Below are 16410 nucleotides of genomic sequence, written 5' to 3'. Positions count from 1 at the left end.
CGATCAGATGTCGAGGAACCTGACGTCCTTGGCGTTGCGCTGGATGAAGCTCCGGCGGGACTCGACGTCCTCGCCCATCAGCGTCGAGAAGACCTCGTCGGCGCCCGCGGCGTCGTCGAGCGTCACCTGCATGAGCGTGCGGGTGGCCGGATCCATGGTGGTCTCCCACAGCTCCTTGTAGTCCATCTCGCCGAGGCCCTTGTAGCGCTGGATGCCGTTGTCCTTCGGGATGCGCTTCCCGTTCGCCTGCCCGTGCGCGAGCAGGGCGTCGCGCTCCGCGTCCGTGTAGACGTACTGGTGCTCCGCGTTCGACCACTTGAGCCGGTACAGCGGCGGCTGCGCGAGGTACACGTAGCCGAGCTCGATGAGCGGTCGCATGTACCGGAACAGCAGGGTGAGGAGAAGGGTCGTGATGTGCTGGCCGTCGACGTCCGCGTCGGCCATGAGCACGATCTTGTGGTACCTGACCTTCTCGGCGTTGAAGTCCTCGCCGATGCCCGCGCCGAACGCGGTGATCATCGACTGCACCTCGTTGTTCTGCAGCGCGCGGTCGAGGCGCGCCTTCTCCACGTTGAGGATCTTTCCCCGCAGCGGCAGGATCGCCTGCGTCGTGGGGTTGCGGCCCTGCACCGCGGAACCGCCGGCCGAGTCTCCCTCGACGAGGAACACCTCGCTGAGCGCCGGGTCCTTGCTCTGGCAGTCCTTGAGCTTGCCGGGCATGCCGCCCGACTCGAGCAGGCCCTTGCGCCGGGTCTGCTCGCGCGCCTTGCGGGCGGCCAGCCGCGCCTGCGAGGCCTGCATCCCCTTGCGGATGATGTCCTTCGCCTGCGCCGGGTTCTTCTCGAGCCAGTCGCCGAGCTGCTGGCCGACGATGCGCTGGACGTAGGCCTTCGCCTCTGTGTTGCCGAGCTTGGTCTTGGTCTGGCCCTCGAACTGCGGCTCGCCGAGCTTCACGGAGATGACGGCGGTGAGTCCCTCGCGGACGTCGTCGCCCGTGAGGTTCTCGTCCTTCTCGCGGAGCAGCTTGTTCTCGCGCGCGTAGCGGTTGACGAGCGTGGTGAGCGCCGCGCGGAACCCCTCCTCGTGCGTGCCGCCCTCGTGCGTGTTGATGGTGTTCGCGTAGGTGTGGACGCTCTCCGTGTAGGAGGTGGTCCACTGCATCGCGACCTCGAGGCTGATCTTCTTGACCGTGTCCTCGGACTCGAAGGCGATGACGTCGGCGTTGACGACCTCGGTCTTCTTCGCCTTCACGAGGTGCTCGACGTAGTCGACGAGGCCCCGCTCGTAGAGGAACTTCTCCGTGCGGTGCTCGGCCCCGTCGACCTCGCGCTCGTCGTGCAGCGTGAGGGCGAGCCCCTTGTTGAGGAACGCCATCTGCTGGAAGCGCGCGCGGAGCGTGTCGTAGTCGAACTCGACGGTCTCGAAGATCTCGCGGCTGGGCCAGAAGGTGATGGTCGTGCCAGTCTCGGTGGATCCCTCGCCCTTCTGGAGCGGTGCGTCCGGCACGCCGATGGTGAAGCTCTGGCGCCACACGGCGCCCTGGCGGCGGACCTCGACGTCGAGGCGCTCCGACAGCGCGTTCACGACGGAGCTGCCGACGCCGTGCAGGCCGCCGGACACCGCGTACCCCCCGCCGCCGAACTTGCCGCCGGCGTGCAGCTTGGTGAGGACGAGCTCGACCGTGGAGATCCCCTCGACGGGGTGGATGTCCACCGGGATGCCGCGCCCGTCGTCGACGACGCGGATGCCGCCGTCCTTCCGCATGGTGATCTGGATGTCGCTGGCGAACCCGGCGAGGGCCTCGTCGACGGAGTTGTCGACGATCTCGCTCACCAGGTGGTGCAGACCGCGCGGGCCGGTGGACCCGATGTACATGCCGGGCCGCTTGCGCACGGCCTCGAGGCCCTCGAGCACCTGGATCTCGTTGGCGCCGTAGTCGTTGCTCACCTGCTGGCGGGTGATGTGGTCGGAGTCGTTGTGCGTCTCCTCGACCTCCACCTCGTCGGGGGTGGAGTCGTCGGGGAGGTCCTGTGAGGCATCCGATGTCATGAAGTGGTGGCTCCTGCCGCGTCGACGCGCCCCTGCCCGACGGCGGACGCGCGCGGATCACGAGGTGATCCGGGGACCGTCGTCCCTGGACTGCGGGCGACCCCTCATTCTATCGCAGTAGTAGGCTCCGCACCTCCTATCCGGCCCGCTGCGGCGCTTTCGCGGCGGGGGTGACCTGATTCGCCTCCCTAGCCGTAGGTATCGCGCGGGCCCCGCCCTGGGATCGACCTGGGACCCTTTTTCCAGGACGGGGCGTTCGGCCCCTGGAAGCGGATCGACCTGATGCCCGCGTCGGGGAAGCGCTCGGCGATGCGCGTCGTGATCTCCACGCGCATGAGCCGGAGCTGCGTCGCCCATGCCGTGGACTCGCATTCGACCGTGAGGAGGCCGTCCTCGATGCCCACCGGCGACGAGTGCACGGCGGTCTCCTCGCCGGCGATCGTCGTCCACGCCGCCATGAGCTCGGCCTGCGACAGCGATGACGTCCATCCCATGCGCGAGGTGAGCGAGTCCATCACGTTCCCGAGCGAGTCGGGATCCCGTCCGGGCTGGAACGGGGAGCTGCCCGCCTTCTGCTCGCGGCGCTTCCGCGCGGACGGCGACCGCACCGACGCGTCGCCGAACACCCGGCGGAAACGTCGGTAGACGGCCACCGCCTCCGACTCGGGCAGCGGACCGCCGTCGGCGGCGCGGGGGATCACGCCGCTCCCCCGTCCTTGTCGGCGGTCGCCGGCGCCGGCGCCGGCGCGTCGACGATCTCGCCGGCGCGGATGTGCACGGCGTTCGCCGCCAGGTGGTCGGGCACGTCCTCGAAGACGGCAGCGGTGATGAGCACCTGCTCGAAGCCGGTGACGGCCTCCGCGAGGCGCCCGCGCCTGGCCTGGTCGAGCTCGGCGAACACGTCGTCGAGGATCAGCACGGGGTCCCCCGTCTGCGAGTCGCGTCGCAGCAGCTCGGCCGACGCGAGCTTCAGCGCCAGGGCGAACGACCACGACTCGCCGTGACTGGCATAGCCCTTCGCGGGTAACCCGTTAAGCCGGAACAGGACGTCGTCGCGATGCGGGCCCACCAGGGTCAGCCCCCGTTCGAGCTCGCGGGGCCGCATCCGGGCGATGGCGGCGGTGAAGACGGGCACGACGTCCTCGGTCCGCGTGAAGCGACCGCCGTCGCGCGCGCCGGTCTCATCCGCGACGTCGTCCTCCCCCGGGTCGTCCGCGAGGATGCTCAGCTCCGGACGCGCCGACGGCCCGTGGTCGGATCCCGCCACGGCCAGGTACGCGCGCGCCAGCTCCGGCTGCAGCGCCTCGACCAGAGCACCGCGCGCCGCGATGATCTGCGAGCCGATGGCGACGAGACGCTCATCCCAGATGTCGAGCGTGCCCAGCTGGTCGGCCTTCATCCCCCGAGCCCGGGCCGACTTGAGCAGGGTGTTGCGCTGCTTCAAGGCCCGGTCGTAGTCCGACAGGACTCCGGCGAGCCGAGGCGTGCGCAGCACGAGCAGCTGGTCGAGCAGCCGGCGCCGACCCGACGGATCGCCGCGGACGAGCGCCAGGTCCTCCGGTGCGAACAGCACGCTCGAGAAGTACCGCGGCAGCTCACGCGGCTTGGTCGCCGTGCCGTTGACCTGCGCGCGGTTCGCCGATGAGCGGTTGATCTGCACCTCGACCCGGAGCTCGCGGCCCGCGTGCTGCAGCAGAGCCCGGATCACGGCCGACTCCGCGCCCTGCCGGATGAGGGCCTGGTCGGTGGAGACGCGGTGCGACCCGAGCGTGCTCAGGAAGCCCAGCGCCTCCACCAGGTTCGTCTTGCCCTGCCCGTTGCTCCCCACGAACAGGGTGGCACCGGGCAGGAGCGCGACGTCCGCGCGGGTGTAGTTGCGGAAGTCACCCAGGGAGAGGTGACGGACGATCATCCGGTGGTCAGGACTTCTTCTGCACCGAGTGGCCGCCGAACTGGTTGCGCAGCGCCGCGACGGCCTTCATGGCAGGGGAGTCCTCCTGGCGGGAGGAGAAGCGCGCGAAGATCGACGCGCTGATGGCGGGCATGGGGACCGCGTTGTCGAGCGCCTCCTCGATGGTCCACCGGCCCTCGCCGGAGTCCTGCACGAAGCCCTCGATGTCCTCGAAGCCCGGGTCCTCCTTGAGCGCCTTGACCAGGAGCTCGAGCAGCCAGGAGCGGACGACCGTGCCGCGCTGCCACGCCTCGAACGTGCCCGTGACGTCCTTGATGATGTCCGTGCGCGCCGCGAGGAGCTCGTAGCCCTCGGCGAACGACTGCATCATGGCGTACTCGATGCCGTTGTGGACCATCTTCGCGTAGTGACCCGCGCCGGAGTCGCCGACGTGGACGAAGCCCTCCTCGCGGGGCCCCTCGGGACGGAGCGCGTCGAAGACGGGCATCGCGCGCTGGACCTGCTCGACGGGTCCGCCGACCATGAGGCCGTAGCCGTTCTCGAGGCCCCAGACGCCGCCCGAGACGCCGGCGTCGACGAAGTCGATGCCCTTGTCCTTGAGCAGCCCCGCGTGCGCGAAGTCGTCGGTGAACTTGGAGTTGCCGCCGTCGATCACGAGGTCGCCGGGCTCCAGGATTCGGGCGAGGTCGCCCACGACGTTCTGCGTGACCGTGCCGGCCGGGACCATGACCCAGACGAGGCGCGGCGTGGGCAGCGCGGCGGCGAGGTCGTCGAGGGTGGCCACGTCGGAGACGTCGGGGTTGGTGTCGTAGCCGGTCACCTCGATGCCGTTCGCCTCGAGGCGCGCGCGCATGCGGGCGCCCATCTTGCCGAGTCCGACGAGTCCGATGTGCATGTTCTCTCCTTGATCGCGGTCTAGCGCAGCAGCAGGTTCGGCTGCAGCAGGTACCGGTAGTTGTCAGCGCCGGCCTGGTCCTTGGAGGACTGGCTCGTGATGAGCACGGGGCCGGGCTTGTTGGGGTTGTCCGTCTTCGTGAACGAGAGGCGGACGAACTCGGAGTGGACGGCGCCGAGGCCGTCCAGCAGGAACTGGGGCTTCAGCGACACCACGGTGTCGACGCCCGTCAGGAGGGCGTCGATGCTCTCCGATGCCTGCGCGTGCTCGGAGCCGATGGCCTCCAGGGTGAGGCCGTCGATGGTGAAGGTGAAGCGCAGGGCCGCCTCGCGCTCGAGGACCAGCTGGACGCGTCGCGTCGCCTCGATGAGGTCGGCCGTGTTGATGACGGCGTAGTTGTCGACCGTCTCGGGGAAGAGGCGCTTGACCGGCGGGAAGTTGCCGCGGATCAGCAGGGACGTGACGGTCTTCCTGTCGGCGCTGAACGCGATGAGCTGGCGGTCGTCGGTGTCCGTGATGGCGACCGAGATGGTCCCGCTGTGCCCGAAGGTCTTCCCGATCTCCTGCAGGGTGCGGGCGGGCACGAGTGCGGTGCGGCTCGTGCCGTCGGTCGTGGAGTCGCCGCCGTCCCAGTCGATCTCGCGCACGGCCACCCGGTAGCGGTCGGTGGCGATGAGGCCGAGGCTGGTCTCCCCCACTTCGAGCTGCACGCCGGTGATGACGGGCGTGACGTCGTCCCGCGATGCGGCGACCGCGACCTGCGAGACCGCTGCGGCGAACTGCTCGGCGGGCAGGAGGCCGGACTGCTCCGAGATCTGCGGCAGCGTCGGGTACTCCTCGACGGGCATGCTCAGGAGCGTGAAGTGGGCGGATCCGCACGAGACGGTGATCTTGGAGTCCTCGGTGGTGAACCGCACCGGCGCGTTCGGGAGGCGGTTCGCGATGTCGGCGAGCAGGCGACCGGAGACCAGCACGCGACCGGCCTCCTCGATCTCCGCCTGGATCTGCGTGCGTGCCGAGACCTCGTAGTCGAACGACGACAGCGTCAGTCCGTCCTCGGTCGCCTCGATGAGCACCCCGCTCAGGATCGGGAGGGTCGTGCGCTGCGGCAGGAGCTTGACGGCGAAGGACACCGCCTCGCTGAAGACGTCCCTGTTGACTTGGAACTTCACGTTGTGGACCCCTCGATGAGCGGAAGATTTGTCGGTCAATGCTAGCCGTGCCGACGGGGGACCCCACGACCGTCGATCCCTCCACACCCTCAGGTTCTTGGGCGACATCCAATGAAGGGTTTAAGGATCAATAGTCTTAACCGCTGTGGAATCTGTGGACAACTCCCGGAGTCCCTGTCATCGAGCGGGAACTACACGTCTGGAAGTTGTGGGACGCGTGTGGAGCGGCCTGGGGACTCGGCGGAACGCCGACGACACGAGGACGTCGGTTCCACAGGCCGGGTCCTCGAACCCACATCGGCTCCGGCGGTTCTCCACAGTTATCCACAGTCTGTGCACACTGTGGGGAACGGCGGATCCAGCCCCTCCGAGGTTCTCTCCCCGCCACGGAGCAGGCCCCCCAGAGCTCGGTAGGCGTCCCGGTGAGGCCGGGCGGCGTCGGGCCGCTCCCTCCCGCACGCGCAGAAGGGGTCGGACCTGGTGGTCCGACCCCTTCTCCTGCACGCGCCACCGGGGCTCGTGCGGACGGCGTCACATCTTGCCGTAGCGGTGGTTCTGCTTGATGCGGCTGGTGAGCTCGGTCACCTGGTTGTAGATGGAGCGCCGCTCCTTCATGAGCTCGGTGATCTTCTTGTTGGCGTACATGACCGTCGTGTGGTCGCGGTTGCCGAACAGCTGCCCGATCTTCGGCAGTGAGAGGTTGGTCAGCTCACGGCAGAGGTACATCGCGATCTGGCGTGCGGTGGCCACGGCCTGCGAGCGGGACGAGCCGTAGAGGTCGTCGACCGTGAGCTTGAAGTAGGCCGCGGTGTGGTTGATGATGTCGACCGGCGCGATGACGTTGTCCTCGTCGAGCGTGATCAGGTCCTTCAGGACCGTCTGCACGAGCGCGAGGTCGACCGGCGTCTTGTTGAGGCTCGCGAACGCGGTGACGCGGATGAGGGTGCCCTCGAGCTCCCGGATGTTCGAGGTGACCTTGGTGGCCATGTACTCGAGGATGTCGTCCGGCACCTGCAGCTTCTCGCTCTGCGCCTTCTTGCGGAGGATCGCGATGCGCGTCTCGAGGTCGGGCGCCTGGACGTCGGTGATGAGCCCCCACTCGAAGCGCGAGCGCATCCGGTCCTCGAAGCCCGTGAGGTGCTTCGGCGGGAGGTCGCTCGTGATGACCACCTGCTTGTTGTGGTCGTGGAGCGTGTTGAAGGTGTGGAAGAAGGCCTCCTGCGTGGAGTCCTTGCCCTGGAGGAACTGGATGTCGTCGATCAGCAGGATGTCGTTGTCGCGGTAGCGCGACTGGAACAGCGACGACCGGTTGTTCGCGATCGAGTTGATGAAGTCGTTGGTGAACTCCTCGGAGCTCACGTACCGCACGCGGATCCCGGGGTAGAGGCTGATCGCGTAGTGCCCGATGGCGTGGAGGAGGTGGGTCTTGCCGAGGCCCGAGTCGCCGTAGATGAAGAGCGGGTTGTAGGCCTTGGCCGGCGCCTCGGCGACGGCGACGGCCGCGGCGTGGGCGAAGCGGTTGGACCCGCCGATGACGAAGGTGTCGAAGCCGTACTTCGGGTTGAGGCGCGAGTCGCCGCGGGATGGTGACGGCGGCAGCCCCGGGTTGTCGGTGGGCGCCGTGATGGTCGGCGTCTCGATGTACGGCTGCTCCGTCGCCGGCTCGGGGTGCTGGGCGAAGGCGTCCTGCGCGATCTCGGGGTTGACGACGATGGCGAAGTTGCTCACGCCCGCCGCCTCGTCGAGCGAGCCGATGGCGTTGAGGAGAGGCACGCGGATGCGCTGCTCCAGCATGCCGCGGGTGAGGTCGTTGGGGACCTCGAGGTAGAGAGTGCCGGTCATCACCCCCTTCGGCTCCACCAGGCTGATGAAGCCGTGCAGCTGCGGGGTGATCCGGTCGTCCGCGGTGAGGGCGGCGAGCACCTTCTGCCAGATCGCGTGCGTCGGGTCGGAGCGGTCGGACATGTTTCCCCATCTGCCGTCACCGGGCTCGGTCCCGCGGCTGATGCCGGGGCCGCCACGCGGTGCGCGGACTGCTGTCGACGCTAGAAGGGCGTCGCGGTCGTGCGTGCGGCGTCCGTCCCCGGAGGCTCCGAGGGTGCGGACCATCCGGGTACCGCGACCGCGGACAGCATAGTTACTCACAGGGTTATCCACCCTGTGTGCGAACGGGCCGTCAGCACCGCGCGGGCGATCCCCGACGCGTCGCGGCCACGCCACACGGTAGCCACTGTCGGAGATCAGGACAAATCGACCCTATCGACGGCGGCATGTCGATACCGGCGGATGGCCGGTCAGTGTGGATAATCACGATCCCGCTCCCGGGTTTGACCGGAGGCCGCCCGGCCCGTAGATTTAGGCAGTTGACCCAGCCCCTCGAGGCTGCCCCATCTTCCCAGCCGCACTCGTCGGCCCCGTGGACCAACCTGAGTGGAGACTCACCGTGAGCAAGCGCACCTTCCAGCCGAACAACCGCAAGAAGGCCAAGAAGCACGGCTTCCGCCTCCGCATGCGCACCCGTGCCGGCCGTGCCATCCTCGCCGCCCGCCGTGGCAAGGGACGCACCGAGCTCTCCGCGTAGCACGTGCTCGCGCGACGGAACCGCGTGACGAGCGGTGCGGACTACCGCACCATCGTCAGGCGGGGCCGTCGGACGACCACGGGAACTGCGGTCGTGTCCGCACTCGCCGGTTCCTCCGACGCTCCGACCCGATTCGGGTTCATCGTGTCGAAGAAGGTCGGCAACGCCGTGACCCGGAACCTGGTCCGAAGGCGCCTGAAGGCGGTATCGGCCGGTCTCCTCCACTCGGTGCCCCCGGGGACCTCCATCGTGATCCGCGTACTGCCAGGCATGGAGCGGACAGCGTGGGATACCCTGCAGGAGGAGATGGCGTCAGCCGTGACGCGGGCCGTGAGGACGACATGAAGAGGGCACTGACCTCCGTCGTCTTGGCGCCTCGGAACGCCGCCATCGCCGTGATCAGCCTCTACCGGCGCGTGGTCTCCCCTCTCTACGGGGATGTCTGCAGGTACTACCCGTCCTGTTCCGCGTACGGCCTCGAGGCCGTGCAGGAGCACGGGCTCGTCCACGGTGGCCTCCTCGCCGCGTGGCGCGTGTGCCGGTGCCACCCCTGGGCGGAGGGCGGCATCGACGACGTCCCCGCTCGCCGGGTCCAGCAGTACCGACGCACGAGGCTCGGATTCGTCGTCGCACCCAGCCACGGAAAGGGCTAACGACCACCTCATGGATTTCCTCGGAACGATCCTGTGGCCGATCAAGTGGGTCATCGAACTCATCCTGGTCGGCTTCCACACGCTCTGGACGACGCTCGGGCTGGATCCCGACAACGGCGCCACCTGGGTGCTGTCGATCGTGGGCCTGGTGCTCGTGGTCCGTGCGGCGCTCATCCCGATCTTCGTGCGGCAGATCAAGAACCAGCGCCGCATGATGGAGGTCGCGCCGCAGCTGAAGAAGATCCAGGACAAGTACAAGGGCAAGCGCGACCAGTTCTCCCGCGAGGCGATGTCCCGCGAGACCATGGCGCTTTACAAGGACACAGGCACCAACCCGCTCAGTAGCTGCCTGCCCCTGCTCCTGCAGATGCCGATCTTCTTCTCGTTGTACTCCGTGCTCCACCGGGCCGCGGTCGAGGAGCTGCCGGGCATCGGCCTCCTGAACGCGCAGCTGTCCCGTTCGTTCGGGGAGTCGTCGTTCCTCGGCGCTCCCCTGCAGTCCGCCATCTCCACGGCCAACGGCAACGTCACTGTCATCGTCATCGCGACCACGATGGTCATCCTCATGAGCGCGTCGCAGTTCATCACGCAGCTGCAGATCATGGCCAAGAACATGTCCGAGGAGACCAAGGCCAGCCCGATGTTCAAGCAGCAGCGCATCCTGCTGTACATCCTCCCGCTGGTCTTCGCGGTGTCCGGCATCGCCTTCCCGCTCGGCGTCATGTTCTACTGGCTGGTCTCGAACTTCTGGACGATGGGCCAGCAGTTCCTCGTCATCCGCAACATGCCCACTCCCGGCAGCGAAGCGGCGCGTGCTCGTGAGGCACGGCTCGCGCGCAAGGGCAAGCTCGTCGCCCCTGAGGCATCGACGCAGTCGTCGACCATCGTGGTGGAGGAGCGCAAGCCGGCCCAGCGTCAGCAGCCGGTGGGCAAGAACCGCGCCAAGAAGCAGTCGGGATCCAAGAGCCGATGACCGACGTGACGAACGACGTCGAGCAGGACGGCGCCTCAGAGCCCACGGCGGGGATCGAGGTCGAGGCCACGTCAGTCGGCGTCGACGAAGGCGACATCGCGGCGGATTACATCGAGGAGCTCCTCGATATCTGCGACCTCGATGGTGACATCGACATCGACCAGCGCGGTGGCCGGGCATACGTGTCGGTCGATGCTGCGGATTCCGAGGACCTGCGTCTCCTGTCCAATCCCGAGACCGTCACCGCGCTCCAGGAGCTCACCCGGCTCGCGGTGCAGAACAAGACAGGTGTGTTCAGCCGCCTGATTCTCGACGTCGGCGGATCCCGGGACGCGCGACAGGTGGAGCTCGGTCAGCTGGTCGACCGGGCCATCGAACGGATCTCCGCGGGATCCGCGAGTGCGTCTCTTCCTCCCATGTCGTCGTACGAGCGGAAGCTCGTGCACGACATCGTCGCCGAACGTGGGTACACGTCGGAGTCTGAAGGTGAGGGACGCGATCGTCACACGGTGATCAGCAAGGCGTGATCGCAGAGCTATCGACGCTCCAGCGTGTCTGAGCAGGCCCGGTCCGATGGACCGGGCCTCTCTCGTGCTCGGGAACGGCACGATGGATCTCAAGGCATTTAGTACGGGCGTGCTATCAAAAGGTGACCAGGGGCAGTCGAAGCGGGGAGCAGATGTTCCGTGAACGGAGTCGTGCGGAGTCGCTCGGTCAACGTGGGCGTTCCTCTGAGGCACGTGACTGACCATGACCGTGCAGGCATCTTCTGCCGACTGATCTCAGATCTGTGGGCTGAGGAACCGACGTTTCACGTGAAACATCTCCGGTAAACCCGTTGATCGCCAGTGATCAGATGTGGTCTTGGAGGCGCTGGTGGCTCCGCTGGCCACCGAAGGTGCACAAGGGTCGTTTGTTTCACGTGAAACATCGAGCTAGAGACGCTGAGCCTCGGCGAGCACACGTGAGCCGGCGCCTCGAGTGATCAGTCCGACATCGGATGACGGAGAGGGGCGCTAAACTCGCACGGGTGCTCAAATGCTGGAGATCCGAAGGATGATCGCCGCGTCGGGTACTTGACTGGCAGGACCGGAAAGAACCAGCGATCACAGGACGGAAGCAGGATGCCTGAACAGGTCATGATCGAGCCTGAGCCAGCGGTGGCGAAAGCGATGTTCGGAGATCGCATCCACGTAGCGCGCGAGTTCGCGTCCCAGCTGGGGGAGAGGGGAGAGGAGCTCGGGCTCATCGGTCCTCTGGAGCCCCCTCGTCTGTGGTCGCGCCACATCCTCAATTCCGTACTGATTGCACCGCTGCTTCGTCCCGGCCTGGTCGGAGACATCGGGACGGGCGCAGGTCTACCGGGACTCGTGCTTGCGATCGCTCGACCCGATGTGGATTTCGTCTTGATCGAGCCGATGGAGCGACGCGTCACGTGGCTGGAGGAGCAGGTCTCCCATCTGTCCCTTGAGAACGTCACCGTTCGGCGCGCTCGTGCCGAGGATGTCACGCAGGAGTTCACCCTCGATCAAGTGACGGCTCGGGCAGTGAGCGCGTTCGCGAAGCTCATACCCCTGACCGTGCCGCTCGTGAGGAAGGGCGGTGAGCTGGTCCTGATGAAGGGCGCCAACGCCGAGCGTGAGGTGGAGGCGGCCAGCAAGGCCATCCGGAAGCACCACTTGGAAGACGTTCAGGTGCTCACGCTCGGCGCCGGTCTCGTGGATGAGGTCACCCGAGTCATCAGGGCGCGACTGGCGTGAATCGGCCGCACATCGAGACCGCATAAGTTGCTGATGAAGCTCACATTCAGAAGTCCTCGGCCAACGTTTCCGGCGAACATGTTCCACGTGAAACATCGAATTTCCTCCGCCGTACTTGACGCACGCAACCACCGATCGAGAGCTGTCCATGGATGATGAACTGAGTCCCATTGCTCGCGAGCTCTCGGAGACGAGCCGTCGGCGAAAGGCTCTAGCGGGGATCGTCCTGCCACGCCCGGTGAAGACGCGAGTCTTCACCATCGCCAACCAGAAGGGCGGGGTGGGGAAGACGACGTCGACCGTGAACCTCGCCGCAGCGCTGGCGAAGTCCGGATCACGGACATTGGTCATCGATCTCGACCCGCAGGGCAATGCGTCGACGGCGCTGGGTGCCGACCGTTCCAGCGATCTGATGAGCGTCTACGACGTACTCGTCAATGACTCACCCGTCGAGCAGGCGGTGCAGCGGAGCCCCGAATTCGACACCCTCTTCTGCGTGCCCGCCACGATCCACCTCGCCGGCGCGGAGATCGAGCTCGTCAATCTCCCGCATCGTGAACGCCGACTGAGGACCGCTCTGGATGCGTTCCTCGTGTCGGAGAGCGGACGGGACTTCGACTACGTGCTGATCGACTGCCCGCCCTCACTGGGGTTGCTCACCATCAACGCGTTCAGCGCGGCGAGGGAAGTGCTGATCCCGATCCAGTGCGAGTACTACGCGCTCGAGGGGCTCAGTCAGCTGCTCTCCAACATCGAGCTCATCTCTCAGCACCTCAATCCGGATCTGACGATGTCCACGATCCTGCTGACGATGTACGACGGGCGCACGAACCTCGCGCAGCAGGTGGCGGCGGAAGTGCGGGAGCACTTCCCCCAGCAGACGCTCACGACGCTCATCCCGCGCTCGGTCCGCATCAGCGAGGCCCCCAGCTACGGGCAGAGCGTGATCAGCTACGACCCCAACTCACCTGGCGCCCTCTCCTACCTGGAGGCCGCCGCCGAGATCGCACACCGAGGAGCCCAGAAGTAATGGCAACGAAGAGAACCGGCCTAGGGCGTGGAATCGGCGCCCTCATCCCCACCTCTGATGAGCGCAGCCGACCCGTCGATGTGTTCTTCCCGGACAGCGTCGGCGCAGGTGCGCCGAGCGGTGTGCAGAGTGGGTCGCGGGACGAGCCGGACGCAAAGGGCGAGCCGCATCTCGTCGCCGTGCCGGGCGCTCGCCTCGCGAACCTGGACCCCGCGGACATCACACCCAATGCGCAGCAGCCGCGTACGGACTTCCGTCCGGACGAGCTGCAGGAGCTCGTGGTGTCGATCCGGGAGTACGGGGTGCTCCAGCCGATCGTCGTGCGACCGCTGGGCGCCGAGGCGGATGGGCGACCGCGCTACGAACTCGTGATGGGGGAGCGACGCCTCCGAGCGACCAAGGAGCTCGGACTGGACACCATCCCCGCGGTGATCAAGGACACCGCCGATGAGTCCATGCTCCGCGATGCGCTGCTCGAGAACCTGCACCGTTCGGAGCTGAACCCGCTCGAGGAGGCGAGCGCCTATCAGCAGCTCCTCTCCGACTTCGCGATCACGCAGGATGAGCTCGCTCAGCGCCTGGGACGGTCACGGCCGCAGATCACCAACACGATCCGCCTCCTGCGCCTGCCTGAGGACGTGCAGCACCGTGTCGCAGCCGGCGTCCTGTCGGCCGGTCACGCCCGCGCGATCTTGTCCTCCGGCGATGAGGACGCGATGCGTCACCTCGCCGAGAAGATCGTGAACGAAGACCTCTCGGTGCGCGCGGCCGAGGCGGCGGCGCAGCGGGGTCAGCGCACCGTGAAGCCGCGGAAGAACCCCAGCTCGGCGCGGAACGCGCACCTGGAAGAGGTGGGGCAGCGCATCGGGGACCACCTGAACACGAGCGTGCGGGTCACGATGTCCGCGCAGAAGGGGCAGATCGTGATCGATTTCGCGACGCTGGGGGACCTGACTCGGATCGCCCAGGAGATGGGCGTGCCGGACGCCGACGCGAACTGAGGCGCGCGCCGCCGTCCGATGCGGATGGCGCCGCGGAGGTGGTCAGAGCGCGTCAGCGGGCGGCTGAGGCCGCCTGCGCGGCCTCGGCGAGTCGTCGGTACAGGTCGCCCACCTCGATGCCTGCCGCTGCGAGCCCCTGGGGGAGCAGGGATGTCTCCGTCAGGCCGGGGATGACGTTGACCTCGAGGAACCAGGGCTCGCCCTCGGCGTCGACGATGATGTCGACGCGCGACATCTGCCCGATGCCGAGAGCCCGGTGGATGCCGACGGCCGCCTCCGAGGCCGCCGACGCCGCGTCGGGCGAGATGCGCGCCGGGGTGAAGAAGCGCGTGAGTCCCGCGTTGTAGCGCGCCTCGTAGCCGTACACGCCCGAGGTGGGGACGATCTCCGTCGCCGGCAGCGCCGTCGGGCCATCGCCGGTGTCGAGGACGCCGATGGCGACCTCGGTGCCGTCGATCAGCTGCTCGATGAGGGCGACGTCGCCGTAGGTGTACGCGTCCACCATCGCCCGCGGGAGCGCGTCCGCGTCGCGCACGATGGTGACGCCCTGGGCAGACCCGCCGCGTGCCGGCTTCACGGCGTACGGCGCGGGCACGGCCTCGGTCACGAGACGGAGGACGGCCGCGGCGCCGAGTTCACGGAACGTGTCCTTCGGCAGGGTGACGGATCGAGGCGTGCGGATCCCGGCCGACTCCCCGATCGCCTTCGCGGTCGGCTTGTCCCACGCGAGTCGCGCGGCGCGCGCCGAGGACCCCACGTACGGGACGCCGGCGAGCTCGAGGAGACCGAGGAGCGCGCCGTCCTCGCCGCTCGCGCCGTGGAGGACCGGCCAGACCACGGCTGGAGGCGTATCGCGCAGGAAGTCGAGGAGAGTGGCGTCGGGATCGCGCAGGGACGCGGTCACACCGGCTCCGCGGAGGCCGTCCGCGACGCGGCGCCCGCTGCGGAGCGACACGTCGCGCTCATGGGAGATCCCGCCCGCGAGGACGAGGACGGAGAGGGGCTCGTGTGCGGTCATGATGCTCGATCCGGTTTCGGTCGGTGTTCGTGGACGCGGAGGGTCAGTCGAGGTCCGGCGGCGGCGTGACGACCGACGTCGTGGGGCGTGAGGCGAGCGCGCCCGTGCCGGAGAAGGTGGTGAGCAGGTCCATCTCGTCGTCGATCACGCCCGCCATGCGTCGGACGCCCTCGCGGATGCGCTCTGGCGTCGGATAGCAGAACGACAGGCGGATGGCGTCGCGGCCGCGGCCGTCGGCGTAGAACGCGGTGCCGGGCGTGTAGGCGACGAGCGCGGTCACGGCTCGGGGGAGCATCTGCTTCGAGTCGAGCTGCTCCGGGAGCTTCAGCCAGACGTAGAAGCCGCCGTTGGGGACGGTCCAGGACAGGCTCGGCAGGTGCTCCTGCAGCGCGGAGAGCGTCGCGTCCCGACGCTCCCGGTACACGCCGCGGAAGGTGTCGATCTGGCCCTTCCAGTCGGACGCGTGGAGATACTCGGAGATGATCAGCTGGCTGAAGGAGCTGGGGGAGAGGACGGCCGACTCCTGGGCGAGGATCAGCTTCTCCCGGATGGCGTGCGGGGCGAGCGCCCAGCCCACGCGGAATCCGGGGGCGAGCGTCTTCGAGAAGGAGCCGAGGTAGATGACGCCCTCGTCGTCGAGGCTGCGCATGGCGTCCGGCGCCGGGCGGTCGAACCAGAGGAGGCCGTAGGGGTTGTCCTCGAGCACGAGGATGTCGTTCGAGCGGCAGATCTCGAGGATCTCCGGCCGTCGGGCGGCGGACATCGTGACGCCCGCCGGGTTGTGGAAGTTGGGGACCGTGTAGAGGAACTTGATGGTGCGGCCCTCGCCGCGGATCCGCGCGATGGCCTCGCGCAGCGCCTCGGGGACGAGGCCGTCGTCGTCCATCACGACGTGCTCGACGACCGCCTGGTAGCTGCGGAAGACGCCGATGGCGCCGACGTAGCTGGGGGCCTCGGCGAGGATCACGTCGCCCGGGTCGATGAACAGCTTGGTGACGAGGTCGAGCGCCTGCTGCGAACCCGTGGTGGTGACGATGTCGTCGACGCTGCCGCGGATGCCCTCGAGGGCCATGATCTCGAGGATGTCCTCGCGGAGCTCCGGCGTGCCCTGGCCGCCGCCGTACTGCAGCGCCACGGGGCCGCGCTCCCGCATGACCTTCTCCATCGCCGTGACGATGAGCTCCTGCGGGAGGGCGGAGACGAACGGCATGCCGCCGGCGAGCGAGACGACCTCGGGGCGCGAGGCCACGGCGAAGAGGGCGCGGACCTCGGAGGCGCTGAGGCCGGAGGTCCTCTCCGCGTAGTGGGGGAACCAGGGGTCGAGGTTGGTGCCCGCGGAATCGCGGGGGCTGCCTGCAGGTGTCAC

General features: G+C 67.9%; 16 protein-coding genes. 8 read left to right on the top strand and 8 right to left on the bottom strand.

The window, feature by feature from the left end:
• Window positions 1–3: 3 nt before the first annotated feature.
• The 6 genes from gyrB to dnaA all read right to left on the bottom strand — a co-directional run bounded on the left by gyrB (window position 4) and on the right by dnaA (window position 7993).
• Window positions 4–2049 (bottom strand): DNA topoisomerase (ATP-hydrolyzing) subunit B, encoded by a 2046-nt coding sequence (gene gyrB, locus JOE38_RS10370; RefSeq protein ID WP_239544804.1) that lies wholly within the window; start codon window positions 2047–2049, stop codon window positions 4–6.
• 188 nt (window positions 2050–2237) lie between these two features.
• A complete protein-coding gene (locus JOE38_RS10365; RefSeq protein WP_063070915.1) occupies window positions 2238–2750 on the bottom strand; it encodes a DUF721 domain-containing protein in 513 nt (170 codons plus the stop codon).
• Window positions 2747–3961 carry a DNA replication/repair protein RecF gene (gene recF / locus JOE38_RS10360; protein ID WP_204576206.1) on the bottom strand — a complete coding sequence of 405 codons (1215 nt, stop codon included), beginning with the start codon at window positions 3959–3961 and terminating at the stop codon, window positions 2747–2749. The genes JOE38_RS10365 and recF overlap by 4 nt, the downstream gene beginning before the upstream one ends.
• Window positions 3962–3968: 7 nt before the next feature.
• The gene (gene gnd / locus JOE38_RS10355; RefSeq protein ID WP_204576205.1) at window positions 3969–4856 is read right to left on the bottom strand and encodes a phosphogluconate dehydrogenase (NAD(+)-dependent, decarboxylating); all 888 of its coding nucleotides are present in this window, start codon (window positions 4854–4856) and stop codon (window positions 3969–3971) included.
• Between the two features lie 20 nt (window positions 4857–4876).
• Window positions 4877–6028: a DNA polymerase III subunit beta gene (gene dnaN / locus JOE38_RS10350; protein WP_204576204.1), complete on the bottom strand. Its 1152-nt coding sequence runs from the start codon at window positions 6026–6028 to the stop codon at window positions 4877–4879.
• A 531-nt stretch (window positions 6029–6559) separates the two neighbouring features.
• Window positions 6560–7993, bottom strand: a complete 1434-nt coding sequence (gene dnaA, locus JOE38_RS10345; protein ID WP_204576203.1) for a chromosomal replication initiator protein DnaA — start codon at window positions 7991–7993, stop codon at window positions 6560–6562.
• Window positions 7994–8471: 478 nt separating this feature from the next.
• Between dnaA and rpmH the strand changes: the two genes are divergently transcribed.
• The 8 genes from rpmH (at window position 8472) to JOE38_RS10305 (ending at window position 14026) form a co-directional block, all read left to right on the top strand.
• Window positions 8472–8609, top strand: coding sequence for a 50S ribosomal protein L34 (rpmH, locus tag JOE38_RS10340; protein WP_012039665.1), 138 nt, complete (start codon window positions 8472–8474; stop codon window positions 8607–8609).
• Window positions 8610–8612: 3 nt separating this feature from the next.
• Window positions 8613–8954 (top strand): ribonuclease P protein component, encoded by a 342-nt coding sequence (gene rnpA, locus JOE38_RS10335; RefSeq protein ID WP_204576202.1) that lies wholly within the window; start codon window positions 8613–8615, stop codon window positions 8952–8954.
• Window positions 8951–9262 carry a membrane protein insertion efficiency factor YidD gene (gene yidD, locus JOE38_RS10330; protein WP_116053925.1) on the top strand — a complete coding sequence of 104 codons (312 nt, stop codon included), beginning with the start codon at window positions 8951–8953 and terminating at the stop codon, window positions 9260–9262. The genes rnpA and yidD overlap by 4 nt, the downstream gene beginning before the upstream one ends.
• A gap of 10 nt (window positions 9263–9272) precedes the next feature.
• Window positions 9273–10235, top strand: coding sequence for a membrane protein insertase YidC (yidC, locus tag JOE38_RS10325; RefSeq protein ID WP_204576201.1), 963 nt, complete (start codon window positions 9273–9275; stop codon window positions 10233–10235).
• Window positions 10232–10762: a Jag family protein gene (locus tag JOE38_RS10320; RefSeq protein ID WP_204576200.1), complete on the top strand. Its 531-nt coding sequence runs from the start codon at window positions 10232–10234 to the stop codon at window positions 10760–10762. Before yidC ends, JOE38_RS10320 begins: the two co-directional genes overlap by 4 nt.
• 597 nt (window positions 10763–11359) lie before the next feature.
• Window positions 11360–11995 (top strand): 16S rRNA (guanine(527)-N(7))-methyltransferase RsmG, encoded by a 636-nt coding sequence (gene rsmG / locus JOE38_RS10315; protein ID WP_204576199.1) that lies wholly within the window; start codon window positions 11360–11362, stop codon window positions 11993–11995.
• Between the two features lie 148 nt (window positions 11996–12143).
• Complete coding sequence (locus JOE38_RS10310; RefSeq protein ID WP_239544802.1) at window positions 12144–13025, top strand: ParA family protein; 882 nt, start codon at window positions 12144–12146, stop codon at window positions 13023–13025.
• Window positions 13025–14026, top strand: coding sequence for a ParB/RepB/Spo0J family partition protein (locus tag JOE38_RS10305; protein ID WP_204576198.1), 1002 nt, complete (start codon window positions 13025–13027; stop codon window positions 14024–14026). The genes JOE38_RS10310 and JOE38_RS10305 overlap by 1 nt, the downstream gene beginning before the upstream one ends.
• A gap of 52 nt (window positions 14027–14078) precedes the next feature.
• Here the strand turns inward: JOE38_RS10305 and JOE38_RS10300 are convergent, their stop codons facing one another.
• Complete coding sequence (locus JOE38_RS10300; protein WP_204576197.1) at window positions 14079–15044, bottom strand: D-alanine--D-alanine ligase family protein; 966 nt, start codon at window positions 15042–15044, stop codon at window positions 14079–14081.
• A gap of 43 nt (window positions 15045–15087) precedes the next feature.
• Window positions 15088–16410 carry an aminotransferase-like domain-containing protein gene (locus JOE38_RS10295; protein WP_204576196.1) on the bottom strand — a complete coding sequence of 441 codons (1323 nt, stop codon included), beginning with the start codon at window positions 16408–16410 and terminating at the stop codon, window positions 15088–15090.

Source organism: Clavibacter michiganensis (assembly GCF_016907085.1).
Classification (GTDB): Bacteria; Actinomycetota; Actinomycetes; order Actinomycetales; family Microbacteriaceae; genus Clavibacter; species Clavibacter michiganensis_O.
The sequence above is the reverse complement of the archived record's forward strand: the minus strand, read 5'-3'. Positions and strand labels throughout refer to the sequence as shown.